22 protein-coding genes are annotated in these 22,948 nt (G+C 66.0%); 4 read left to right on the top strand and 18 right to left on the bottom strand.

Annotation, left to right across the window (positions count from 1 at the left end; all coding sequences use genetic code 11):
* Positions 1-2 precede the first annotated feature (2 nt).
* Positions 3-974: a tripartite tricarboxylate transporter substrate-binding protein gene (locus K5880_RS07050; protein WP_297650197.1), complete on the bottom strand. Its 972-nt coding sequence runs from the start codon at positions 972-974 to the stop codon at positions 3-5.
* 128 nt (positions 975-1,102) lie between these two features.
* Between K5880_RS07050 and K5880_RS07045 the strand changes: the two genes are divergently transcribed.
* Positions 1,103-2,029: a LysR family transcriptional regulator gene (locus K5880_RS07045; protein WP_297650195.1), complete on the top strand. Its 927-nt coding sequence runs from the start codon at positions 1,103-1,105 to the stop codon at positions 2,027-2,029.
* Between the two features lie 70 nt (positions 2,030-2,099).
* Here K5880_RS07045 and K5880_RS07040 read toward each other — a convergent pair whose 3' ends face one another.
* The 8 genes from K5880_RS07040 to K5880_RS07005 all read right to left on the bottom strand — a co-directional run bounded on the left by K5880_RS07040 (position 2,100) and on the right by K5880_RS07005 (position 10,325).
* On the bottom strand, positions 2,100-3,080 hold the full coding sequence (locus K5880_RS07040; protein ID WP_297650193.1) for a tripartite tricarboxylate transporter substrate-binding protein: 981 nt from the start codon (positions 3,078-3,080) through the stop codon (positions 2,100-2,102).
* Positions 3,081-3,133: 53 nt separating this feature from the next.
* A complete protein-coding gene (locus K5880_RS07035; protein ID WP_297650191.1) occupies positions 3,134-3,907 on the bottom strand; it encodes an enoyl-CoA hydratase-related protein in 774 nt (257 codons plus the stop codon).
* Entirely contained in the window at positions 3,904-4,710 is an 807-nt protein-coding gene (locus K5880_RS07030; protein ID WP_297650189.1) for a crotonase/enoyl-CoA hydratase family protein, read from the bottom strand. Before K5880_RS07030 ends, K5880_RS07035 begins: the two co-directional genes overlap by 4 nt.
* Positions 4,707-5,921 carry a 3-oxoadipyl-CoA thiolase gene (gene pcaF / locus K5880_RS07025; RefSeq protein ID WP_297650187.1) on the bottom strand — a complete coding sequence of 405 codons (1,215 nt, stop codon included), beginning with the start codon at positions 5,919-5,921 and terminating at the stop codon, positions 4,707-4,709. The genes K5880_RS07030 and pcaF overlap by 4 nt, the downstream gene beginning before the upstream one ends.
* Before the next feature lie 2 nt (positions 5,922-5,923).
* Positions 5,924-6,766 carry an amidohydrolase family protein gene (locus K5880_RS07020; protein WP_297650185.1) on the bottom strand — a complete coding sequence of 281 codons (843 nt, stop codon included), beginning with the start codon at positions 6,764-6,766 and terminating at the stop codon, positions 5,924-5,926.
* 20 nt (positions 6,767-6,786) lie between these two features.
* Positions 6,787-8,451 (bottom strand): AMP-binding protein, encoded by a 1,665-nt coding sequence (locus K5880_RS07015; protein ID WP_297650183.1) that lies wholly within the window; start codon positions 8,449-8,451, stop codon positions 6,787-6,789.
* Between the two features lie 27 nt (positions 8,452-8,478).
* Positions 8,479-9,252 (bottom strand): SDR family oxidoreductase, encoded by a 774-nt coding sequence (locus tag K5880_RS07010; protein WP_297650181.1) that lies wholly within the window; start codon positions 9,250-9,252, stop codon positions 8,479-8,481.
* Positions 9,253-9,344: 92 nt separating this feature from the next.
* Positions 9,345-10,325 (bottom strand): tripartite tricarboxylate transporter substrate-binding protein, encoded by a 981-nt coding sequence (locus K5880_RS07005; RefSeq protein ID WP_297650179.1) that lies wholly within the window; start codon positions 10,323-10,325, stop codon positions 9,345-9,347.
* 137 nt (positions 10,326-10,462) lie between these two features.
* Between K5880_RS07005 and K5880_RS07000 the strand changes: the two genes are divergently transcribed.
* Positions 10,463-11,356 (top strand): LysR substrate-binding domain-containing protein, encoded by an 894-nt coding sequence (locus K5880_RS07000; RefSeq protein WP_297650177.1) that lies wholly within the window; start codon positions 10,463-10,465, stop codon positions 11,354-11,356.
* Positions 11,357-11,376: 20 nt separating this feature from the next.
* On the opposite strand, the gene K5880_RS06995 is transcribed toward K5880_RS07000, so the two are convergent.
* The 3 genes from K5880_RS06995 to K5880_RS06985 all read right to left on the bottom strand — a co-directional run bounded on the left by K5880_RS06995 (position 11,377) and on the right by K5880_RS06985 (position 14,741).
* Positions 11,377-11,799, bottom strand: coding sequence for a heme-binding protein (locus tag K5880_RS06995; RefSeq protein WP_297650175.1), 423 nt, complete (start codon positions 11,797-11,799; stop codon positions 11,377-11,379).
* Between the two features lie 145 nt (positions 11,800-11,944).
* Positions 11,945-12,934 carry a tripartite tricarboxylate transporter substrate-binding protein gene (locus K5880_RS06990; RefSeq protein ID WP_297650173.1) on the bottom strand — a complete coding sequence of 330 codons (990 nt, stop codon included), beginning with the start codon at positions 12,932-12,934 and terminating at the stop codon, positions 11,945-11,947.
* 46 nt (positions 12,935-12,980) lie between these two features.
* On the bottom strand, positions 12,981-14,741 hold the full coding sequence (locus tag K5880_RS06985; RefSeq protein ID WP_297650171.1) for a thiamine pyrophosphate-binding protein: 1,761 nt from the start codon (positions 14,739-14,741) through the stop codon (positions 12,981-12,983).
* A 118-nt stretch (positions 14,742-14,859) separates the two neighbouring features.
* Here K5880_RS06985 and K5880_RS06980 point away from each other — a divergent pair, with 118 nt between their 5' ends.
* Positions 14,860-15,759 (top strand): AraC family transcriptional regulator, encoded by a 900-nt coding sequence (locus K5880_RS06980; RefSeq protein ID WP_297650169.1) that lies wholly within the window; start codon positions 14,860-14,862, stop codon positions 15,757-15,759.
* 453 nt (positions 15,760-16,212) lie between these two features.
* Here K5880_RS06980 and K5880_RS06975 read toward each other — a convergent pair whose 3' ends face one another.
* From K5880_RS06975 to K5880_RS06950, 6 genes are all read right to left on the bottom strand, one after another.
* A complete protein-coding gene (locus K5880_RS06975; RefSeq protein ID WP_297650167.1) occupies positions 16,213-16,620 on the bottom strand; it encodes a hypothetical protein in 408 nt (135 codons plus the stop codon).
* A 30-nt stretch (positions 16,621-16,650) separates the two neighbouring features.
* Positions 16,651-17,253, bottom strand: a complete 603-nt coding sequence (locus K5880_RS06970; RefSeq protein ID WP_297650165.1) for a hypothetical protein — start codon at positions 17,251-17,253, stop codon at positions 16,651-16,653.
* Positions 17,250-17,771 (bottom strand): hypothetical protein, encoded by a 522-nt coding sequence (locus K5880_RS06965; protein ID WP_297650163.1) that lies wholly within the window; start codon positions 17,769-17,771, stop codon positions 17,250-17,252. Before K5880_RS06965 ends, K5880_RS06970 begins: the two co-directional genes overlap by 4 nt.
* Before the next feature lie 429 nt (positions 17,772-18,200).
* On the bottom strand, positions 18,201-19,835 hold the full coding sequence (locus K5880_RS06960; protein ID WP_297650161.1) for a DUF2326 domain-containing protein: 1,635 nt from the start codon (positions 19,833-19,835) through the stop codon (positions 18,201-18,203).
* 282 nt (positions 19,836-20,117) lie between these two features.
* Positions 20,118-20,828 carry a hypothetical protein gene (locus tag K5880_RS06955; protein WP_297650159.1) on the bottom strand — a complete coding sequence of 237 codons (711 nt, stop codon included), beginning with the start codon at positions 20,826-20,828 and terminating at the stop codon, positions 20,118-20,120.
* Positions 20,825-21,097 (bottom strand): hypothetical protein, encoded by a 273-nt coding sequence (locus tag K5880_RS06950; protein ID WP_297650157.1) that lies wholly within the window; start codon positions 21,095-21,097, stop codon positions 20,825-20,827. The genes K5880_RS06955 and K5880_RS06950 overlap by 4 nt, the downstream gene beginning before the upstream one ends.
* A gap of 806 nt (positions 21,098-21,903) precedes the next feature.
* Here K5880_RS06950 and K5880_RS06945 point away from each other — a divergent pair.
* Positions 21,904-22,938, top strand: coding sequence for a hypothetical protein (locus K5880_RS06945; RefSeq protein WP_297650155.1), 1,035 nt, complete (start codon positions 21,904-21,906; stop codon positions 22,936-22,938).
* Positions 22,939-22,948 lie beyond the last annotated feature (10 nt).

Genomic DNA, 22,948 nt, shown 5'->3' with positions numbered 1-22,948 from the left:
GTTTACTCCGCGGTGATGCCCAAGGTCTTGATGACCCCGCGCCAGCGCTCACGCTCATCGCGCATGAAGGCGTCGAATTCGGCCACCGACATCTTCTGCTCGGCCAGCGAGCCCAGTTGCGCCAGGCGTTGCGACACCTCGGGCTGGCGCAGCACGGTCTCCAGGTCGCGGTTCACGCGCGCCACCACGTCGGCCGGCGTGCCCGCCGGTGCGAACACACCGTTCCAGCCGGTGTACTCGAAGCCAGGGAAGGTCTCGGCCAGCGCCGGCACGTTGGGTTTGTCGTGCTGGCGCTGCGCGGTGCTGATGGCGAGCGCGCGCAGCTGTCCGCTCTTGAGGAAGGCGCTGAGCGCGGCGTCAGGCAGGCACACCAGCTGCACGCGGCCAGCGATCACGTCCTGAATGGCTTCGGGTGCCTTGGTGTAGGGCACCAGGTTGAACTGCACACCCGCCATGCCGGCGACGCTGCCGGCCAGCATGCCGGAGAAGGTCTTGGGGCCTTCGGTGCCCATGGACACCGTGCCGGGTTTCGCCCTGGCCATCGCGAACACTTCGGCCAGGTCCTTGGCAGGGAAGTCGCTCGCGGCGGCGATCAGGAACGGGCTGCGGCCCACCAGGCGCACGGGAGCGAAGTCTTTCGCCGGGTCGTAGGGCAGGGACTTGAAGGTGAAGGCGTTGGTCACCATCGCGGCGGTGGTGGCGTAGTAGAAGGTGTAGCCGTCCGCTGGCGCGCGCGCCGCCGCCTGCGCGCCGATCACGTTCTGGCCGCCGGGCTTGTTCTCCACCACCACGCCCTGGTTCCACAGGCGGCCCAGCTGGTCGCCCACAAAGCGCGCCAGGATGTCGGGGCCGGCACCAGCCGGTTGCGAGAGGATGAAGCGCACCGGGCGCTGCGGCCAGGCGGGGGTTTGTGCCCGCAGCGTACCGGCGAAGGGGAGCAGCGCGGCGGCGCGGGCGAAGTCTCTGCGTTGCATGGATTTGTCTCCTGAAAGGGTGCGTCGCCGTGCGTGCGGCGCCGTCGGTGGCAATGAAGGCAGGGCGGATGCTAGGCAGGGCAACCCCATCTGTACAGACGATGACGTGGATTCATAGAATCCATGGCATGGATATCCGGAATGTCGACCTGAACCTGCTCGTGGTGTTCGATGCCCTCTCGCGCCAGCGCAGCGTGGGCCGCGCCGGCGAGATCCTGGGCCTGAGCCAGCCCGCCACCAGCGCCGCCCTGGCGCGCCTGCGCCTGATCTTCGACGACGCGCTGTTCGTGCGCGCCGGCACGCAGATGAAACCGACGCCGCGCGCGCTGGAGCTCGGTCCCGTGGTGCACCGCGTGGTGGAGACGATCAACCACGAGATCCTGCAGCAGGCCCGCTTCGACCCGGCGCGCGCCGAACGCAGCTTCACCCTCCTCACGCCCGACATCGGCGAGGTGGCGTTCCTGCCCGGTGTGTTGCGGCGGCTGCGGCACGAAGCACCACTGGTGCGCCTGCGCGCCATCGCCAAGCCGCGCGAGGCCGCCGCCGAGGCGCTGGCCTCGGGCGACGCCGACCTGGCGGTGGGCTTTTTCCCGGACCTGAAGAAGGCCGGCTTCTTTCAGCAAGGCCTGTTCAAGACCTCGTACGCCTGCATTGCCTGCGCGCGCGTGGGGCCAGGCCCGTCGCGCATGACGCAGAAGCAGTACCTGGCGGCGCGCCACGTGGTGGTGCTGCCCGACGGTCGCGAGCACATGCTCGACCGCTACCTCGACACCAAGGGCTGGCGGCGCCACGTGACGCTGGAACTCTCGCACTTCATGAGCCTGCTCGCCCTGCTGCCCGGCACCGATCTCGTGGCCACCGTGCCCGAAGACATCGCCACCGTGATGGAGCGGCACATCCCGATCCGGCGCATCGCGCTGCCGTTCAAGCCGCCGGTGATCGAGGTGCAGCAGTTCTGGCACCGGCGCATGCAGAACGACCCCGGGCACCGCTGGCTGCGCGGCCTGTTCCACGAGGTCAACCGGCGCGAAGCGAACGCCGGCATGCCGCTGTAGGTCCGGCGCGCGCGCCGCTTAGGGCCTGTTTTCAACCCCTTCGCACTGGGAAAAATAGTGTGAACAGGCCCTAGTCCAGGCTCAGGTTCAGCTGCTTCACCACCGGCGCCCAGCGCGCGGTGTCGGCCCGCACCTGGGCCTCGGCCGCCTGCCGCGTGCTGCCCACGCCGCGCAGGTCCAGCGCCTGCAGCCGGGTCCGCACATCCGGGGCCGCCATGATGGCGCCCGCCGCTTGCTCGAGCGCCGCCGCAATCGGTGCCGGCAGGTCCCGGGGCGCCTGTAGCACCAGCTTGAAGCTGATGTCGAGCTTCGGGTCGTCGAGGGCTTTGGCCAGCGTCGGCACGTCCGGCGCGAGCGCGGAGGGCTCGGCGGACGACACGGCCAGCGCGGTCAGCTTGCCGGCCGTCACGTGCGGCAGCACGGTCGGCGTCGCCAGGAAACCGCAGTCCACCTCGCCGGCCAGCACCGCGGTGGTGGCCGGGGCGGGGCCGCGGTAGGCGATGTGTTCCATGCGGGCGCCGGTGTTCTGCAGGAACATCTCGGCCGCCAGGTGGCCCGGCACGCCCGCACCGCCCGAGCCGTAGGTCATGCGGCCTGCCTTCGCGCGGGCGACCAGGTCGGCCGCGGTCTTCACGCCGGTTTTCGGGTGGCACACCAGCATCTGGGTGAAGCTGGCCAGCACCGAAATGTTCATCAGGTCCTTGCGCGCGTCGAAGCTGAGCTTGGGATAGACCAGCGGGTTTACCGTGACGACGGTGTCCGGGCTGACGCCCAGCGTGTGGCCGTCGGCTTCGGCAGCCGCCACCACGCCGGCGGCCAGGCTGGTGCCGGCGCCGGGACGGTTCTCCACGATCACGCTCTGGCCCAGGCGCTGCGACAAGCGGTCGGCGAAAAGCCGGGCCGTGATGTCCGACGGCGCGCCCGGGGGCGAACCGACCAGCAGGCGGATGGGCTTGCTCGGATACGCCGGGGCCTGTGCGTGCGCGGCGCTGGTGGCCAGCGCGACCAGCGCGAAGCCGGTCACGAGGGAGCGAAGGGGTTGTCTGGTCATGGTGGTCTCCTGGTGGGTGGTCAATGTCGTCGCCGCCCGTGCGCCGCGGGCGATCAGCTCCCGATGAAGTTCGGCGCGCGCTTCTCCAGCCGGGCGCGCATGCCTTCGTGTTTGTCTTGCGTGGCGAACAGGGTCTGGAAAGAGCGCCGCTCGAACCGCAGGCCGCTCTGCAGCCCGCTGCTCATCCCTTCCAGCACCGCCTCCTTGATCAGGCGCAGCGCCTGCACGGGCAGAGCCGCCAGCTCGCCGGCCAGCTGCAATGCGCGGGCCTCCACCTGCTCGTCGTCCACCACCTCGCTCGCCAGGCCCATCGCCAGGGCCGCGTCCGCGCTGAAGGGCTCGCCGCGCAGCAGGATGTGGAGCGCGGCGAACTTGCCCACCGCCTGCGTCAGGCGTTGCGTGGCGCCGCCCCCGGGCATGATCCCCAGCTTCACCTCGGGCTGGCCGAAGCGCGCGCCGCGCCCGGCGACGAGGATGTCGGCGTGCATCGCCAGCTCGCAGCCGCCGCCCAGTGCGTGGCCCCTGACGGCGGCAATCACCGGCTTGCGGCAAGCGCCGATGGCGTCCCAGAGCCGGTCCATCCGGCGCTCCATGATCTCCGTGGGCGTGGCGTCCACGTACTCCGTCAGGTCGGCCCCGGCGCAGAACGCGCGCTCGCCACCGGCGAGCACGATGGCGCGGACCTGCGCATCGGCATCGAGCCGGTGGAAGGCGTCGGCGAGCGCGTGGCGCAGGTCGAGGTTGAGCGCATTGAGCACGGTGGGCCGGTTCAGGCGCAGCAGGGCCACGCCATCGAAAGGCCTTTCCTCCAGCAGGATGCCGCTCATGCGGCGCCCCCGGTGAACGTGGGCGTGCGTCTTTCGAAGAAGGCGGCCACTGCCTCGGCGTGGTCGGCGGTGTGGTGGGCCAGGCCCTGCAACCGGCCGGCGGCGTTCAGCGCTTCGTCCAGCGTGCCGGTGCGCGCCTGCTGCAGCAGCTGCCGCGTCCAGCGCAGCACCTGTGGCGGGTTGGCCGCGATGCGCCCGGCCAGGCGCATGGCCTCGTCGAGCAGCGCCTCGGGCGCGACCACGCGCGAGACCAGGCCGAAACGCAGGGCCTCTTCGGCGTCGATGGTGTCGCCGGTGAGCGCCATCTCGGCCGCGCGCGCGTGGCCGATCACGCGCGGCAGCAGCCAGCAGCCACCGTCGCCGGGCACGATGCCGACCTTCACGAAGCTCTCGGCAAAGCGCGCGGTGCTGGAGGCGATGCGCAGGTCGCACATGCAGGCCAGGTCGTTTCCGGCGCCGATGGCCGGCCCGTTGACCGCCGCGATGATGGGCACCTGCAGCGCCTCGAAGGCGCGCGGAATGCGCTGGATACCGTCGCGGTAGCGTTCGGCAATTTCGGCGGGTGAGCCGGCGAACATGCCGGTGCGCTCGCGCATCTCGGCCACATTGCCGCCCGAGCAGAAAGCCGTGCCCGCGCCGGTGAGGATGGCCACGCGCACGCCCATGTCGGCGTTCAGTTCGGCGAAGGTCTGCTCGAACGCGGCGAACATGGCCTCGCCGCTCAAGGCGTTGCGGGTGTCTGGCCGGTTGAGCGTGAGCAGCGCGACGTGGCCGCGCCGCACGACAAGCAGGGGCGCGCTCATGGTGTGTCTCCCACGCGTTCGATCGCCAGGGCCACGCCCTGGCCGACGCCCACGCACATGGTCACCAGGCCGTAGCGCCCGCCGGTGCGCTGCAGCTGCCGCGCGGCGGTGAGCACCAGGCGCGCGCCGCTCATGCCCAGCGGGTGGCCGAAGGCGATGGCGCCGCCGTTCGGGTTCACATGCGGTGCATCGTCGGGCAGGCCCAGCGCGCGCATCACGGCCAGGCCCTGGGCTGCGAAGGCCTCGTTGAGTTCGATCACGTCGAAGTCGCTGATGCGCATGCCGGTCTGCGCCAGCAGCCTGTGCACGGCGGGCACGGGGCCGAAGCCCATCACGCGCGGCGCGATGCCGGCACTGGCGCAGCCGACGACACGGGCGATGGGCTGCAGGCCGTGGCGTTGCGCCGCCGCTTCGCTGGCCAGCAGCAAGGCGGCCGCGCCGTCGTTCACGCCCGAGGCATTGCCGGCGGTGACGCTGCCACCTTGGCGGAAGGCGGGTTTGAGCGCCGCCAGGCTCTGTGCCGTGGTGTCGGCGCGCGGATGTTCGTCTTCGGTGACCTGCGTCACCGCGCCCTTGCGGCCCGGCACCTCCACCGCAACGATCTCCTGCGCCAGCACACCCGAGCGCATCGCGGCCGCCGCGCGCTGCTGGCTGCGCAGCGCAAACGCGTCCTGGTCGGCGCGCGAGATGCCGTGTTCCTCGGCCACGTTCTCGGCCGTCTCGCCCATCGCGTCCACGCCGTGCAGCTGTTCCATGCGCGGGTTGACGAAGCGCCAGCCGATGGTGGAGTCGTGCACCTCGGCATGGCGCGAGAACGCCGCCGTGGGTTTGGGCATCACCAGCGGCGCGCGGCTCATGCTTTCCACGCCACCGGCGATGGCGACCTGCGCCTGCCCGGCATGCAGCGCGCGCGCCGCCTGCGCCACGGCTTCGAGGCCCGAGCCGCACAGCCGGTTGACCGTGACCGCCGGCACCTCCACCGGCAGGCCCGCGAGCAGCGCGCTCATGCGCGCGACGTTGCGGTTGTCCTCGCCGGCCTGGTTGACGCAGCCGAAGACCAGCTCGTCGACCAGGACCGGGTCGAACGAAGGGTGGCGCGCCATCAGCGCGCGAATGGGGATGGCGCCGAGGTCGTCGGTGCGGATGCTGGAGAGCGCGCCACCGTAGCGGCCGATCGGCGTGCGCACGCCGTCACAGATGAAGGCGTTCATGGTCACAGGCCCAGCACCCTCTCGGCATTGCCATGCATGATCTTCTCCATCACTTCCGGCTTGTAGCCCAGCTCGTCCCACTCGCGCAGGATGCGCTCGTAGGGCAGGCTGGGGTAGTCGCTGCCGAACATGATCTTGTCCTGCAGGCGGCCCCGGATGTCCACCTTCAGGTTGCCCGGGAAATGTTTGGGCGCCCAGCCCGACATCTCCCAGTACACGTTGCCCTTGTGCAGCGCCACGGCGGTGGTCTCGTCCACCCAGGGCCAGCCGGGGTGGGCCATGATGATCTTCAGGTTCGGGAAATCGGCCGCGAGCTGATCGATGTGCTCGGGGTGGGCGTGGCGCACCAGCGCACCGTTGCCGCCGGGCATGCCGGCGCCCATGCCGGTGGTGCCGACGTCGATCATCACCGCCGCGCCCATGGCGTTGATCTCCTCGAACAGCGGGTAGTAGCGACTGTCGCTTACGGCGAAGTGCTGCATGATCGGGTGGAAGTGAAAGCCGATGAAGCCGAGCTCCTTGATCGCCTTGCGGGCCTGGATCATCGCGATCTCGCCCTTGGCCGGTTCCACCGCGCCCCAGCACTGGATGACGCGCTGCGGATGCCGCTTCCACATGCCGTGCACGTACTCGTTGGTGCAGGGCGGTGCGGCCACGGTGGTCTCCAGGTCCAGGGCCACCAGGCAGGCTTCGACGCCGGCGCCGGTGAACTCGGCGATCACGTCTTCTTCACTCTTGCCCACCCAGTCGCGTTTCCAGTAGCGGGCCAGCTCGGCGGGGTAGGGGCCCTGGGATTCGATCCAGGTGGGCGTGCCGGGGTAGCAGTGCAGGTCGATGATGCGCATGGCGGTTTCTCTTGTGGTGTTCAGTGGGGGATGCGGCGGGCGGCTTCTTCTTCCGCGTGCTTGCGGGCGATCAGCTCGCCGAGCGCCTTCTTGGAGACCTTGCCGAAGGTGGAGACCGGGAAGTCCGGCAGCACCTCCAGCCGTTCGGGCAGCTTGAACTTGGCGATCTCCTTGGTGAGCAGGAAGCCGACGAGCTCCTTCAGGTGCAGCTCATGGCCGGGCTTGAGGATCACGAAGGCGCACATGCGCTCGCCCAGGTTGGCGTCGGGCATGGGCACGCAGGCGACGTTCTGCACCGCGGGGTGCATCAGGATCAGGTTCTCCACCTCCTCGGCGCTGATCTTTTCGCCACCGCGGTTGATCAGGTCCTTCTTGCGGCCCTCGACGATGTAGTTGCCTGATGCGTGCTTGCGCATCAGGTCGCCGGAGCGGTAGAAGCCATCGGGCGTGAACTGGCGCGCGTTGTACTCGGGCACGCCGAAGTAGCCGCGCAGCGTGTAGGGGCCGCGCACGGTGAATTCGCCCACCTCGCCATCGGGCACGACGCGGCCGTCGTCGTCGAGCAGCAGCACTTCGTCGTCGTCGCACACCGGGCGACCACAGGTTTCGAGCTTCACCTCTTCGGGGTCATCGGCGCGCACGAACATCAGCGTGCCTTCGGACATGCCGAAGTTCTCCTGCACGAACACGCCGGGGATCAGCGCACGCGTCTTCGCACGCACCTCGGGTTGCATGCGCTGCCCGCCGCTCTGGATCAGCCGCAGGCTGGAGAGGTCGTACTGCCCGGCGGCCTCGTCGTTGATCAGGCGGATCAGCAGCGCGGGCACCACCTTCAGGTGCGTGACCTTGTGCTTCTGGATCAGCGCGAACATGTCGGCCGGTCGGGTGTTCGCGTGCAGCACGACCTTGGCGCCCTTGAACAGGAAGCCCTGGATGCCGGGGCAGGCCAGCGGCAGGTTGTGCGCGATCGGCAACACCAGCAGCAGCACCGACTCGGCGTCGATCTCGCACATGTCGGCCGCCACCTTCGAGTTGTAGGCGTAGTCGTTGTTGGTGCGCGGAATCAGCTTGGGAATGCCGGTGGTGCCGCCCGAGAGCTGGAAGATGCACGGGTCGGTCGGGTCGATGGCGATCTCGGACAGGCGCGAGGCCGGCAGGGTGGCCGGCCTGTGGATCAGCTCGCGCAGCGAGACCTCGCCCGCGCCGGCCTCGCCCAGCACGATGCGGAACTTCAGCGACGGGTTCTCGGCCTGCACGCGGGTGATCACCGGCGCGAAGGCGAAGTCGCCCGCGGCGTCCGGGTAGACGCAGGTGGTCGCGCCCGAGAGGTTCACGAACTGGCTGATTTCGGCGTAGCGGTGCGTGACCAGCGCGGCGATCGGGATGCAGCCAATCTTCTGCAGCGCGAAGTACAGCACCACGAACTCGTGCACGTTGGGCAGCGTGGGCACGACGCGGTCCAGCGGCCGCAGGCCGAGTTCCAGCAGGTTCAGCGCCAGGTTGGTGGTGACGCGGTCGAGCTCGGCGTAGGTGTAGCTCAGGTCACCGTCGATCAGCGCCACCCGGTCGGCGTAGCGCTTGAACACGGCATCGAACTCCTGCGCCAGCGAGCGGTCCTGCCAGTAGCCCCTGGCGCGGTAGCGCGCGGCGTACTCGGGGGGGAAGGGAACGAATCCTTCAAGCATGGTGGATCTCCTCGGGTGTCGTCGTGATCAGGTCGAACTCGTGAAGCCGCCGTCGATGACGACCACTTCACCGGTGACGAAGCGCATGCCCTGGATCAGGTTGAGCATCACCTCGGCCACGTCGTCGGCGGTGACGCAGCGCTTGAGCGGCGTGGCCTTGGCGCGCGCACCCATGAGCGCGTCGTACTTGTCGCCCAGCATGCGTTCCATCCAGTCGCCCTCCATCCAGCCCGGCGCCACCGCGTTCACGCGGATGTCCGGGCCGAGGTTCCAGGCCAGCATCTTCGTGAGGCTCACCACCGCGGCCTTGCTCGCGGCGTAGGGTGGCGGCTGCGGGCCGGGGCGCAGGCCCACGATGCTCGCGGTGTTGACGATGCAGGGCTCGCCACCGCCTTCCTTGCTCTTGCGCAGCAACGGCACGGACGCGCGGCTGACCTGGAAGTTGCCGCGCACGTTGACCGCGAAGGTGCGGTCCCAGGCGGCCATGTCCAGGCTCTCCAGGTCCTTCACCTTCCAGGTGGCGGTGGTGCCGGCGTTGTTGACCAGCGCGTCCAGGTGGCCGAAGGCCTCGCCCACCATCGCGAGCATCTGGCGCACGGCAGCGTCGTCGCTCACATCGCACTGCAGCAGCATCGTCTGCGCGCCCAGCGCCTGGGCTTCTTCGGCCACCGCCTGCGCGGCTTTGGCGCTGGAAGCGTAGTTGATGGCCACGTCGTAGCCGGCTTTGGCGAGGGCCAGCACGGCGCTGCGGCCGATGCCGGTGCCGCCGCCGGTGACGAGGGCTTTCTTGCGTGGGGTCATGGTGGGGTGCTCCTGTCTCGGGTGTGAAGGGGTGTGTTCGCCCCGGGCACGGGCTGCACCGGTGCCATCGGGTCTTGAGGAAAAGGAAGGGGCTACTGCGGCTGCACGCCGAGTTCGTTCACCAGGCGCTTCATCGCGCCTTGCTGCTGCACGAAGAAGGCGCGGGCCGCAGCCACGCTGTCCTGGCGCGGGTACACACCCAGGTCGGCCATGCGGGTGGTGACCTCGGGCGAGGCGGTGATGCGGTTCACGTCGGCGTTGATGCGGTCGACGATGGCCGCTGGCGTGCCCGCGGGCACGATGATCTGGAACCAGCCGATGGCCTCGTAGCCGGGGTAGGTGTCCGCCACGGGGGCCACGTCTATGCCGGGCAGGCGCTGGGCCGAGGTCACGCCGATGGCATGCAGGCGGCCCGACTTCACATGCGGCAGCAGGCTGGGCACGCCGTCCACCGTGAGCAGCGCGTCGCCCGCGAGCACGGCGGCCACGGCCTCGGGCGGCGTGCGGTAGGGCACGGTGAACATGCCCATGCCGCCGGCCTTGCTGACCATCTCGCCGGCCAGGTGCGGCAGCGAATTGAGCTGCGGCGCGGCGAAGTTCACCTGGCCGGCATGGGCCTTGGCGTGCCGGGCCAGATCGGCCATGGACCGGATGCCGCTGGCCGTGGGCACCACCAGCATCAGCGGGCTGATGCCCACCGTCGCGACCGCGCTGAGGTCGGTGTCGGGGTTGAACTGCGGGTTCTTGAATACCAGCGGCGTGATGGTGCCCATGGCAGCGGGTACGAAGCCGATGGTGTAGCCGTCGGGCGCGGAACGCGCCAGCGTCGACATGCCGGGAATGCCGCCCGCGCCGGGGCGGTTGTCCACCACCACGCCCTGGCCCCAGGCGGCGGCGAGCTTCTCGCCGACGATGCGGGCGATCACGTCGGGCGCGGAGCCGGGGCCGACCGGCACGACCATGCGCACGGGCTTGTTCGGCCAGGCCTGGGCCAGGGCCTGGGTCGTGGCGCCGCCCAGCGTGAGCAGCAGCAGGGCCGCGTGCAGGATGTGGCGTCTGGAATGGGGGTTCATGTCGTGTCTCCGTCTGTTGGTCTGTGGTCCCCGTTGACGGGGTGAAGCGGACTCTAGGGAAACATGAAGATTCCAATAAGATGGCGTGATTCGAAAAGTGATTCGAAAAATGCATCCCCCTGGAGAGAGACCGGCGCATGAAGCTCGAACAGTTGCAGCACCTGATGGCCATCGTCGAACACGGCAGCCTGCGATCGGCCGCCAAGCGGCTGGACATGCCGCAGCCCGCGCTGACGCGCAGCGTGCGGGCGTTGGAGCGGGAACTGGGAGTGAGCCTGTTTGCGCGACAGACCACGGGCATGGTGCTGACCGCCGAAGGGGTGCGGTTTCACCGCCGCGCGTGCGTGATCTCCAGCGAGGCGCGGCGCGCGCGCGAGGAGGTGCAGCACCCCGGGCCCGACTACGAAGGCACGGTGTCGGTGGCGCTGTCCATCATGCCGCACCTGGGCATGCTGCCCGACGCCCTGCCGGTGTTCCGCAGCGCCTACCCCAGGGTGAAGCTCAACATCACCGAAAGCCTGATGCCCGCCGTGGAAGGCGCGCTGCGCGACGGCAGCCTGGACTTCTATCTCGGCGCCGCGCCCTCGCAGAAAACCGCACCGGGCCTGGCCATGCAGCACCTGTGCGACAACACGCGCGTGGTGGTCTGCCGCAAGGGCCATCCACTGGCGCGCGTGCGCAGCCTGAAGTCACTGGCCGGTGCCGAATGGGCCAGCACCACCATCGACCACAACGCCGAGCAAGACCTGGCGCGGCTGTTCGCCTCCCACGGCCAGGCCGCGCCGCGCGTGATGCTGAGCGCGCATTCGGCGCTCTCGGTGCAGGTGGCGCTGGTGCAGACCGACCTGCTGGCCATGCTGCCGCGGCAGTGGATGGACTTCGCGATGACGCGCGACCTGCTGGACGTCATTCCCGTGCGCGAACGGCTGCCGGCGCCGGCCATCGTGCTGGTGCGCCGGCCCGACCTGCCGCTGTCTCCTCCGTCCGAATTCTTCTGCGACGTCCTGATGCGTGGCCTGCCGAGGGGGTGAACACCCCCTGCGCCGCTGCTTCAGCCGTGGCTCAGCCCGGCCGCCTGCACGCCCGCGATGCAGATCAGCTCGTCCTCGTCACCCGTGCCGCCGCTGGCACCGACCGCGCCCAGCAGCTTGCCTTGCGCATCCTTGATCACCACCGCGCCGGTCTGCGGCAGGAACTTGCCGTCGGACGTGGCCGCGAGCGAGACGAAGAAGTTGGGGTTGCCCTTGGCGCGTTCACCCAGCGTGCGGCTGGACACGCCCATGCCGACCGCGCCCCAGGCCTTGGCGCGCGCGATGTCGAAGCGGAACATGCTCGCGCCGTCCTCGCTGGCGAAGGCCTTGAGGTGGCCCGCCGCGTCGAGCACGGCGATGCCCATGGGCTGGTAGCCCATGTCTTTCGATTTCGCGAGGGCGGCGGCGATGATGGTCTGGGCTTGGGCGAGGGTGAGGCTCATGGTCGGAATGTGGTTGAGGGGTGTTCCTCCCTCTCCCTCTGGGAGAGGGCAGGGGTGAGGGCTGCCGCCGGGGAGGGGAAGGATATCGCAGGGCACCGCCCTCACCCTGACCCTCTCCCGGAGGGAGAGGGGACAAGATGGCGCGTCAGTCTTCCGGCTTGAAGCCCGTGGTCTTGACCACGCGGGCCCAGAAGGCGTGGTTCTCGCGCACCATGGTGCCCAGGCCTTCGGGCGTGACGCGCAGGGCCTCCAGCCCGATCTTGGTGAACACCTCCTGCATGGCAGTCGAGTCGAGCGCCTCGTTGACGGCGGCGTTGATCGCGTTCACCTTCGCCGCGGGGATGCCCGCCGGGCCGTACCACGCCAGCCAGTCGACGAAGGCCACGTCCTTGTAGCCAAGTTCGGTCAGCGTGGGCGTCTCGGGCAGGGCCTTCCAGCGCGTGGGCGCGCACACGGCCAGCGCGCGCAGCGTGCCCGCGCGGATGTGCGGCAGTACCTCGCTCACCACGTTGAAGCTCACCGGGATCTGGCCGCCGCGCAGGTCGGTGAGCAGCGGCGCGCCGCCCTTGTACGGCACCGCCTGCATGTCCACACCCGACTGCTTGCCCAGCATGGCGCCCGCCAGGTGCAGCGACGAGCCCGTGGCCGGCACGCCGTAGTTGGCCTGCGCCGGGTTGGCCCTGGCCCATTTCAGGTAGTCGGCCACGGTGCGGATCTCGGCCGGCAGGCCCGGGCCGGCGGTGAACACCGCCGTGTACGAGCACAGGCCCGCGATCGGCACGAAGTCCGCCAGCGTGTCGTAGGGCAGCTTCCTGAACACGTGCGGGTGCAGCGTCATGACGGTGCTCGGGCAGCCATACAGGGTGTTGCCATCGGGCGCGGCGCGCTTGACGAATTCGGCCGCGATGCGCCCGCCCGCGCCGGGTTTGGCGTCGTAGATGAAGGGCTGCGGGTACTTGCCGCGCATCTGTTCGATCAGCGGGCGCGCCACCTGGTCGCCCAGGCCGCCACCGACCGGAAAGCCCGACCACAGCGTGACGTTGCCCGCGCTGGTTTGCGCAAACACCGGCAGGCCGGTGGTGGCCAGGCCGCCGAAAGCCGCGCCGGCGCGCAGCAGGGTTCTGCGTTGCATCATGGTGTCTTGTCTCCTTTGCCGTTGCCAAAAAAACCGGAATCGAAACTCAGGCCCCGCGCGTGAGCGAAGCGAAGCCGTACTTGTTCATGCTGACGAACTGGCCCACCGCCGGGTGCGGCACGAACCGCGTGCGACAGTCGAGCACGGCAGGCAGGCCGGAATCCAGGGCGCGCTGGATGGCGGCGGCCACCTCGCCCGGGCGCGTGACCACCTCGCCGTGGCAGCCGAAGCCGCGCGCGATGGCCGCGTAGTCGGTGTCCTCCAGCGCGGTGCCCATCTCGAAGTCCAGCCCGGCCCGCTGCCCCATGCGGATCACGCCCCAGGCGGCGTTGTTGTGGATCACGTTGATCACCGGCAGCCGGTAGCGGCGCGCGGTGTCGAGTTCGTTGAGCGTGAAGCCGAAGGCGCCGTCCCCCGTGAGGTTGAACACGGCCTTGCCGGGGAACTGCGATTGCAGCGCGATCGCCGCCGGCAGGCCGTAGCCCAGGTGCGCCATGCCGGGCTCGTGAAAGCGTGTGCGCACCTCGTGCACCGGCGTGAGGTCGTTGCTCCAGAACGTGGTGTGGCCGCCGTCGTAGACCGCCAGCGCATCGGCGGGCAGGGCATCGGCTACCGCCTTGGCCAGCGCGGCCGGGTGCATGGTCTCGTCGGTGTCCGCGATCATCAGCGCGAGCTTGTCCTCATGCGCCGCGCGCACCCCGCGCACCTCGGCCAGCCAGGCGGCGGGCGGCGGTGCTTCGTCACCCAGGGCCGCGAGCAGGTCGCGCAGCGCCTCGCCCGCGTCCGCCTGCATCGCCACGGCGTGCAGCGCGGGCTGGCCCAGCGCCGAGGGGTCGATGTTGATGTTGATGAGCGGGTGGTGGCGCCGCGCCAGCGCGCCGTGCTCGTCCCACATCCACGACGACCAGCGGCAGCCCACGCTGAGGACCACGTCGGCGCGCGCGAACGCGTGCTTCACCGATTCGCCCGCGATGATGCCGCCGTGGCCGATGAAGTGCGGGCTGTCCGAAGGCACCACGCCCAGCGCCATCTGCGTGGGCACCACCGGCGCGTTCAGGCGCTGCGCGAGCCGGCGCAGCGCGGGCGCGGCACCGGCGGCCACCACGCCACCACCGGCCACGATCAGCGGGCGCTTCGCGTCGCGCAGCAAGGCCACCGCCGCGTCCACCAGCGCCGCCGCCGGGCGCGGGCCCAGCGTGGCGCGGTAGCGCGCGGGGGCGATGTCGAATTCATCGGCCGCGAAGGCATGCACCTCGCCCAGCACGTCCTGCGGAATGTCCAGGTGCACCGGGCCGGGCCGCCCGCTCAACGCTTCGCGAAAGGCGCGGCGCGCCAGTTCGGGCATGCGGCGGCCGTCGTGCACCACCGCGTTCCATTTGGTCAGCGGCGCCGTCACCGCACGCGTGTCCAGGTCCATGAACACGCCCACATGCGGGTACGACGCGGCGCGGTGCTGGTTGGTGGTGATGGCCAGCAGCGGCAGGTGGTTGTTGAAGGCCACGCCCAGGCCCGAGGCCATGTTCAGGCCGCCCGGCCCGAGTTCGGCCACGGCCACCGCGATCCGGCCCGTGCCCGCGTGCACGGCAGCGGCCATCATCGGCCCGACCGCTTCGTGGCGCACACCGATGAAGCGGATGCGCGGCTCCTGGCTCAGCGCATGGAACAGCGGCGAGAGCTTGCCGCCGACGATGCCGAACACCGTGTCCACGCCCTCGGCCAGCAGCACCCGCACCAGCGCCTGCGCGCCGCTCAGTTGCAGCGGCGGTGCCGATGTGGCGGGTGCGTTGGCGGGCGGGTTGTGTGTCATGAGGGCAGGTGTCTCAAAGGGGTGGCGGATGGATGATGCGCGCCCCGCCCGATCGGCGCGATGGACGATTCGGCCCGGTCCTTGCACTTTTCCGGCATCGGGTGACAATCGCCGCCCCATGAACACATCGCCCCTGTTGCTGGTTCCTTTCCGGGAGGTCCGCCACGACCAGCCCGACGACTGCCTGCACTACGAGTCCGTGGCGGTGCGCGGTACCGAGATGGACTGGACGATTCCGGCGCACCGTCACGAGGGCCTGCACCAGTTCCAGTGGCTGGAGCAGGGCCATGTGCGCGGCAGCATCGACGGGCGCGAGTTCGAAGCGCAGGCGCCGGTGCTGCTGATGCTCGCGCCCGGCTCGGTGCACGGCTTCACCTACACGCCAGACACCATCGGCCACCAGGTCACCGTGCCCACCACCACCCTGCGGCAGTTGCTGGGCGGCTCGACCCTGGCCGACGCGGAGCTGGGCGCGTCCTGCGTGTTGCCCGACATCGAAGGCGAGGGCGAGGCCGAATGCAGAAACCTGTTCGCGCAGGTCGCGCGCGAGTTCCGCACGCAGAGCCCGGGCCGCGTGCACGCGCTGCTGGCCTGCGCCACGCTGCTGGCGGTGCAGTTCCTGCGCCGCCGGGGCGAGCACTTCACGCGCGAGCGCGCCCAGGGCGCACGCGACACCCTGCTGCGGCGCTACCTCGCGCTGGTGGAGCAGCACTACCGCGAGCACCGGCCGCTGTCCTTCTACGCCGAGGCGCTGGGCGTCACGCCCGACCACCTCAGCCGCACCTGCCGCCAGGCCACGAAGCAGTCGGCGCTGCAGGTGCTGCACGAACGCCTGTTGCTCGAAGCGCGCCGCCTGCTCGCGTATTCACCGATGCCGGTGACCGAGGTGGCGCAACAACTCGGCTACGACGACGCGGCCTACTTCAGCAAGTTCTTCAGCCGCAGCGTGGGCAACACGCCGTCGGAGTACCGGGCGCTGGTGGCGAGTGGGGTGCGGGGCGAGGGCGTGTCGCCCTGAAGGCGGCCGCGAGCCGCCCAGAGCCAGGTGGAGGTTGACCGCTACCAGCGGCCCGCCCGCCTGCCTGCCGAACTGCTGAGTTCAACGCCAGATTGCCAGGCGGCCATGGTGAAAGAGGCCAGGGCGCGGGTTCAGAGGTCACCCAGGCTGTTGACGTTGCCTCTCGGGTGGGAGGCGGGTCAAGACTGGGGGCGGACGTTCGTAGCTGAGGCCCTGAGGGACTTCGATGACGATCAGCTGTCGTTGGGACAGGCAGCAATCGAAGGGTGGCGGAGCCACCCAAGCCAGCCGCTACGTAGCAGGCGTCCCTGGGTGCGCTCTATGCGTCCGAAGGCTTTCGTATCGGATGAATCAAGTAGTCAGCACGGTCCAACGCAAAGTTGACCCACCGCCCGAGGATCCGAGCGTACTGGCGATACACTTCGCACTGCCTGACGTCGCGAAAGCTACCGGTCAAGATTTTCGGATGTCGAGCCTTAACGAGCCCGGTTCGCTTGCAACGACGAACACATCGCCCTCGTCATTCACCTCCGCGCCGGTGAAGCACTCTGCATAGCCCCCGGCCTCCCCGAGTACCAAACAAAGCACCCGCGGAGATCGCCCCCGTCCATGCTCTGCACGCGGCACGCGAATTTGGTATCGCTGCCCAACTGCTTTCCAATCGCCGACTACCAGATCCTTGATGTACGGTTTGCCGGTCCTGATGCGGTGAATGGCCAAGCCCAGGCTGAGGATCAGACCCAAGATCTTCAGTGCTTTGAACACCACGCTTCCAATGACCGTGTCGAGCAACGCGGCCACAGTAGCCAGCACGAGCGCAACGAGCAGCGCAAGGTCCTCACCGTCAATGTCAGACCACATCCGACCTCCATTAAGAATCGATCCGCAGAACTACCTTGCGACAAGGGCGCGCAACGCCCTGCTGCAAAGCAATTCGTCCGCAAGTCGGCGCAACATTCGGAAGTGCACGTCCTCTTCGGGGACTTTGACTTTTGAGCCGTCTGGGTTCTTTCGAACTCTCAACCAGAACCCCTCTTTCATCGCCAACAGCTTCGCATCTGGATCGTCTACGTGCGCGCCGCCGTCCTTGTTTGCGGCAGATAGAACGACATCCCGCCTGGTGTACGGCACCTTGTCTCGGAGAAAAACAGGCTGCAGCCACCATTCGCGGCCGGAAATCGTGGGCGAGTCGGGGGATACTGGGTTGTACCGAATCTCTTGCCCAAACGTCACATCCCGGAGCAGTTCTCCGTAGTCAAGCTCAATGCCAAGGTTGACCGGTAGAGTAGCCGCAGTGGTGATCACTTGCACCGCATCCTTCTGGCCCAACTTTTCGAGCAGCGAGACGCTGCCGCGACTATCGTGAAAAAGCACACGTATCGCTACTGCAACTCGCACCGCCTCCTCTATGTGCCCTTGATCATAGGAAGCGACCGAGTTCGCGAGGAAGCTCATTTGGCGCCGCAAATGGTCATGGAGATCTTGCTCAGTCATGCCGGCCGATCAAACAACTGATTGATCAAATCAGCACACTTTTCGATGTGCCCGAGGCAGTCTGGCGTGAGAGCCGTAGAGCCATGTGCCGAGAAATTTCGCAGCTTGGGCAATATCTCTGGCAATCGCTTGCTGTAGCTGTTCTCTGGATCTGGCGACTCCAAATGGCGAAACCCAGCATCCTTCAGGAGACTGGCCGCCAACGCCATCTGCAGAAGCGGCGCGAGCGTCTTTCCGTTGCTCGCGTTGAAGCGCAGCCGCAGTGCCAGTTCGATGACAGAGTAGGTCTTCATCTGCACCTCAGGCGCCATCGCGTAGTGGAAGTAGTGATACAGCGCCATGTTTCTCGCGACGTTGAACTGCCCAATCACAGGCACTGGGACTCCTTCGTGCAACTTGATCGCAGCCAAGGCAGCATGCATCTTCGGCAGCGAAGGGACGTAGCCCGTGATCTCACCAAGTTGCCGATGCGCAAGATCCATCTCTGTCACCTCGCGCAAACACTTGAACTGTTCCAACGAAATTCCCTTTCGCATGTACCAGCGAGTTGGGCAGTTGCCCGTTGCGTTGACACCGACCTAAGCTTACCGAACTTGCGATTTGTCAGAAGCTAGCTTGCTGGCGCCTTGACTTGAAGGACCGCTTCCTGGCCAGAAGGAGCAGTTCAAGCCTGGAAGCCCAGTATCCGAGAACGCTGCGAAGGCGAAGACCAGGCTCCGGAGGCAGTTGAAGACTGGTCTCGGACTTTCACCGCCGTCGCACGGCCGGCAGCTTCCAGCCCATATCCGACGCCCGATACCTTAAACAGTGCACCCACCATGCCGCCACACAAAGGCTAGGCAGCAGGTCAAGTGCACTGCACACGTCATGGCGATCCTTGGTACTGAGACGTATGCAAGTGTGTGCAGCAGATGACGGAATTTGCTGCGCGCCTAGACTAGCGTCGCTCACACCCCAAAAAGCTTGTCGTCCTGGGAAAGCTCCACGATCGTGTTCTCACCTAGAAACGTATCGCTGATTCCAGGTAGCTTGTCTCGGATTGCGGCGAGGATCAACTGTCCATCCATCGAGTTCGCAGTAGTTAGGAGCTGCCTCAGCTGATTGCCGTGAATGGACTCAATCCCATCATGACAAACGAATGTTGGGAAGCCGATACCGGCCTTGCTCAGGAACTTGATGTAGGAAATGTCGAACGCCGCAGTCTGGGACGCTTTCTTCCCTGCACCAACGTTAGCGCCGACCGCCGTCAGCGAGAACACGATGGTGCCGTTCTTGTCATCAAACGTCAGAAGGTACTCTTCCCCATAGAGTTCTTTGGATAGCGTGGTGAAGAACGTGTTGAAGACTGCGACTCGCTGAGTCAATTCGGACTTCCCATCCTCAATGATCTGCCTCGTTGTTTCCAGCCTTCCATCGATCTCTTCTTGATTAGCTCGAAGCGTCTGGATTCCGCTCAGGCTAGCTTCTAGGCCACCGATCTGCTTGAGCTTCTCATGCAGATCAGATCTCTTCTCCAGAGCCACCTCGAAAGCACGAGTCTGGCGGAGCGCTGAAATCAAGTCTCCCTCTTGTACCTGCAAGGATGCCAGGTCCTGCTGCCTCGCTGCCGCCTTTCCGTTCAGCTCGTCCAACTGCCGCTGAAGGAAGCGTTCTTTACGCCCGCGCAGGTTGGCGACGAAGGTCGCGAGTTCTTCCCAGTCGTGCTGTAGCTTGTCGTGGTACTTTCCTGCCTCGGTATAGATGGACTTGACCGCGACATAGTCGATATTGTCATAGTCGTGCCTGAGCGTGGCGATGGCCGAATTGAGCGACGCGATTTCGCCCTCGACGCGGCCTAGTTCTGCACCAACTGCCGCGGCACGCACGCGAATGTCAGAAACCAAGTTAGCCGCTGCGGAAATCTCTGGTACCTCCCCGCGCAGCACCATGACGGATTGGGCCTGGTCCACCTCGCGCCGCAGGTGGAGCAGTAACTGCTCGATCTCACCTTCTTTGCGGGCACGCGTTGCAGCCATAAGGTCGCGCACGATCTCCTTGCGCTTGGCTGCCAGCGCAGCCCGTTCTTCCAGCACTTCGACATTGAAGAAGCCGAATAGGTACAGGTGCACGGCCTCATAGTCCACACTACTTCCGAAATCGCCAAGGAACTTCAGAGTCTTACTCATCTGGTCGGACGAGGACCTGACAAACTTTGGCGCGAGCTGGCGCAGACTCGGCTTCTTCGCTGGCGTACCAAAAAGGATGTTCTTAACTTGATCGCGGTACGCCCCGATGGAGTCGTAGGTGACGTCGTCTATGTAGAAGAGTCCAGCCTGCTTCCTTTGACCTGCGCGCTTGAACGAACGTCGAAGCGAGTGAGTGCCACGCACCGGATCGGAAACCTTAAGCTCGATGTACACCGACAGCGTGCCGTGAAGGAACTCATAGACGTCCTGGTTGTTCCCTTTAAATTCAGCGTCTTGCCAGATCTGGTCACCGTCCGAGCCAAGACAGTAGTCGATAAGTCTCAACACCGTCGTCTTACCAACGTTGTTGCCGCTCTCAGTTCCAGACGCAGTGGGCTTGTCGAGGATGAGATTCAAACCGCCCTTGAAGGGAATGTTGCGAAGGACATCATTGCCACGCGAGATCGTAAGAGAGACTAGCTGCATTTCTGAAGCGCCCCGGTCTCGTCAAGTTGAACTGCGTCAATGAGGTACAGCCACGCTGCCGCTGTAACGGCCTGGGTCGGCGAGATTGGACGCTTCGTTAGGAGGCTCATTTGGTCTTGGAGGCTTGGCAGGTCCAGCTTGCTGTCGGGAGCTTGTGAAAGTGCTTGGAGCGCCATGGCGCCGAGGTAGTAGCCGCAGTTCCACGGACTTTGTTCAAGTGGCAGCAGCATCGGCAGGCCTTTCGAGTACTTCGCATTCGATGACAGCGTCGGCAACGATCAAGCTGATCGCCAGGTCGGCTGTCTCCTGCATGACGGAAGCAGCTAGTGCTGCACCCTGGAAGTCGGCCGTAAGAGCGGCGACCACTTCCTTTACGAGCTTTACCGCATTCCTCCGGGCAAAATCGCTCGCTCGGGTATGGTGCACCCCATTCAGATCGCACAATCGGTGCAACGCGTCCTTATACGCTACAGCTGTGCGGCGCCGGACCATGCGGCGGGCGTCGTCGTTGCGCTGCTCGATTCCACGGTAGGTTGATTCAAGAACTCCGATGTGCCTGAGATAGTCGGTGATTATGGGATGCGCCGGTGGGAAGTCGTTGTAGGCCAGCTTCACGTCGATTTCTGGTGGTAATGATCGCCTTGGCGCGTCGCCGTAACTCGACCAGTCCTCGGAAAACTTGGCAACGACGCTTGAAAGATAGGAAGGCAACTGGCGGGCAACTTGCTGCTGCACCGCAAGCGTTAGGTGCGTCGCGTTGACGTTGAGGATTGAGCCGTTGTTGTCGCCAGCAACCGCTACGCTGCCCCAGTCTGCTGAGGCAGACGTTGAAGACGGGGCCACGATGCCCAGCTTAGTGGCAATCTGGCTGGGCGAAGGAATCAATGACCACTTGTCGCTGGGACTGCCTTGATCGTTGCTCATGTGGCCGCGAGGTGCAATGCGTGCCAGATTGTCACGCCGATACCGATCAATTCAACAATGATCGCCACCCATGTTAGCCAGTGCGTTCCGTGCGTCGCCGGCGAGGGCGCGCCCAGTGTCACATTGGTGATCGAACCCTTGTTGTTGCCGCCTACGGCGACGGAACTGCCGCTTGCTTCAACTCGAACACTTCTCGATCCAGTGCGGCGGCCTACCAAGAAAAGCACCACGCCCAGCACCATCAACGCTAGTCCCAAATACAGTTCCATGTGTCTGTCCTCCCCTGTACCAATTCTTGATCACGATCCCCGGAAAACTGCCTGCAACTTGCGCATGCGCCTCACTTTCCACTGGCCAGTGGCCGCAGTAATCCGCGATTGTCTCCTAAGCGCTACCGGATCCAAAGCCATATTCCGAAGAACGTGACGCGCCCCACACTCTGCAGAGAAGCCACTCGCAAGCAGCGACCCGAAGGCCGGGCTGGTCCCCTCGAATATGGGGGACGTTGCTTGCAGTCCCAGCTGCGAACACGACGGCCCAGTGGTTGGAGTTCTGTGCGCCTTTGACAACGAGCTGACGATGGCTCTTCTTGCCCAGGCAGTCAGTCCAATTCCTCGAATTGGCTAGTCAGTGCCTTCCGTCGGCTGCCAAGGTGCGGCTTATCCAGCCCTCCCATACCCTGAATCTATTTTATTGATGCGCTGACCAGTAGGCTGCAGCATCAAATCAGGTGTTCGCAAAACGCGGCTTTGTACGCAGAGGCGCTCCGCGTTTTCGCATAAACGAGTAGGTTCGCGTCAGCTGCAGCTACCAGACAGAAATCGGCCAGAAGTTGCCGGTCACCTTGCCGGCCCGTCCGACGGCTTCAGACGGAACCGCTGATCCTATCTCGTCAGAGAGTGCAAGGGTGCTACCGCGAAGCGTATGACGGCGAAGAGGCAACAATTAGATTACGCTGCCGACTCTCCTGAGCACTGGCCTCGTGCTTTCGGCGATCTCAGCGCCCGCTAAACGGCAAACAAGAGAGGAAGAATGCATGACAACAGCGGTGGAACGCCTTCGGCGAATAGTTCACATGGAGGTCGCCCAAGCTCAGAAAATTGCAGATCGCAGCCATAGGCAAGGTGACCTCAATCGGTGCTTCGTAGTTGTCGGCGCAAGCCTAGAGACTTTTCTAGCCAGACACCTGGTTGTGCCAGACGCCGGCGGCAAGTTAAAAAACCTGATCGACGCCGCAGGTCAGTACGGGTTAGGAGCTGACGCCGTCGCAGTGCTGCATGACTTTCGACAGAACTGGTACAACGCCGCCAAGCACAAAGCGCAGTTCGCCCCCTCCACATACGATGCGCTTACGCTCTTGAAAAGAGTGCTCTCCGCAATAGACGAATTTTCCGGCTCATCAATTCCTGATATCCATACAAAGTTGGCTTCGGGAGCGCGACGGCTCTTCTGGATTGGCTTTTGGGACCACTACATTGGTGGAGACACCGAAGTCCAGATTGCGCTGCCTTCTTATAGCGGCGCCTTCAGCCGGAATGTCGACACAATCTACATCGGTATGTCAGCCTGGGACAACGTGAAGGTCGCGTTACCCGCCGTGGGGATCGTCCACGACGGGAAGATCGCGATGCCCTCAGAAATTTATCAAAACTGGAGTGAAGAGGATGGCTTTTTGTGCGCGTTGGTTTTTGAGGGCGACTACCAGGCGCTAATCAAGATGCTCGCAAAGCACGAGCGTCAGGAGAAGCTGATTCCAGACCTGCTGCGAGAGAATCAAACACGCTCGATGGTTGCAGCGTGCATGTTCGCGGCCGTCGTCGCGTGTCAGTCCGGCAGGTGCCGGGGCGACGCGGCAAGCGTTCGGAGCGCGATCAGACAGACCGCGCAAGATGAGTTCGCTGCTCCGCAGCACTCTAAGGTCGCTGCCATCATCCTCGACAGCATCACAGAGCTGATTTGTTCACAACCGCGTGAAACTAGGGGTCTATTGAGTGGTCCCGAATGGATAAACGATCAGGAGTACCAGGATGAGTTGTCGGCGGGAGCAGTTCATGACAAGGCAAGACACATAGCGATCACGGACGATCATCGACTCATCATTCGATCTTAGACCGCCCACC

The sequence above is a fragment of the Hydrogenophaga sp. genome (assembly GCF_025699295.1).
Lineage (GTDB): Bacteria > Pseudomonadota > Gammaproteobacteria > Burkholderiales > Burkholderiaceae_C > Hydrogenophaga.
The sequence above is the reverse complement of the archived record's forward strand: the minus strand, read 5'-3'. Positions and strand labels throughout refer to the sequence as shown.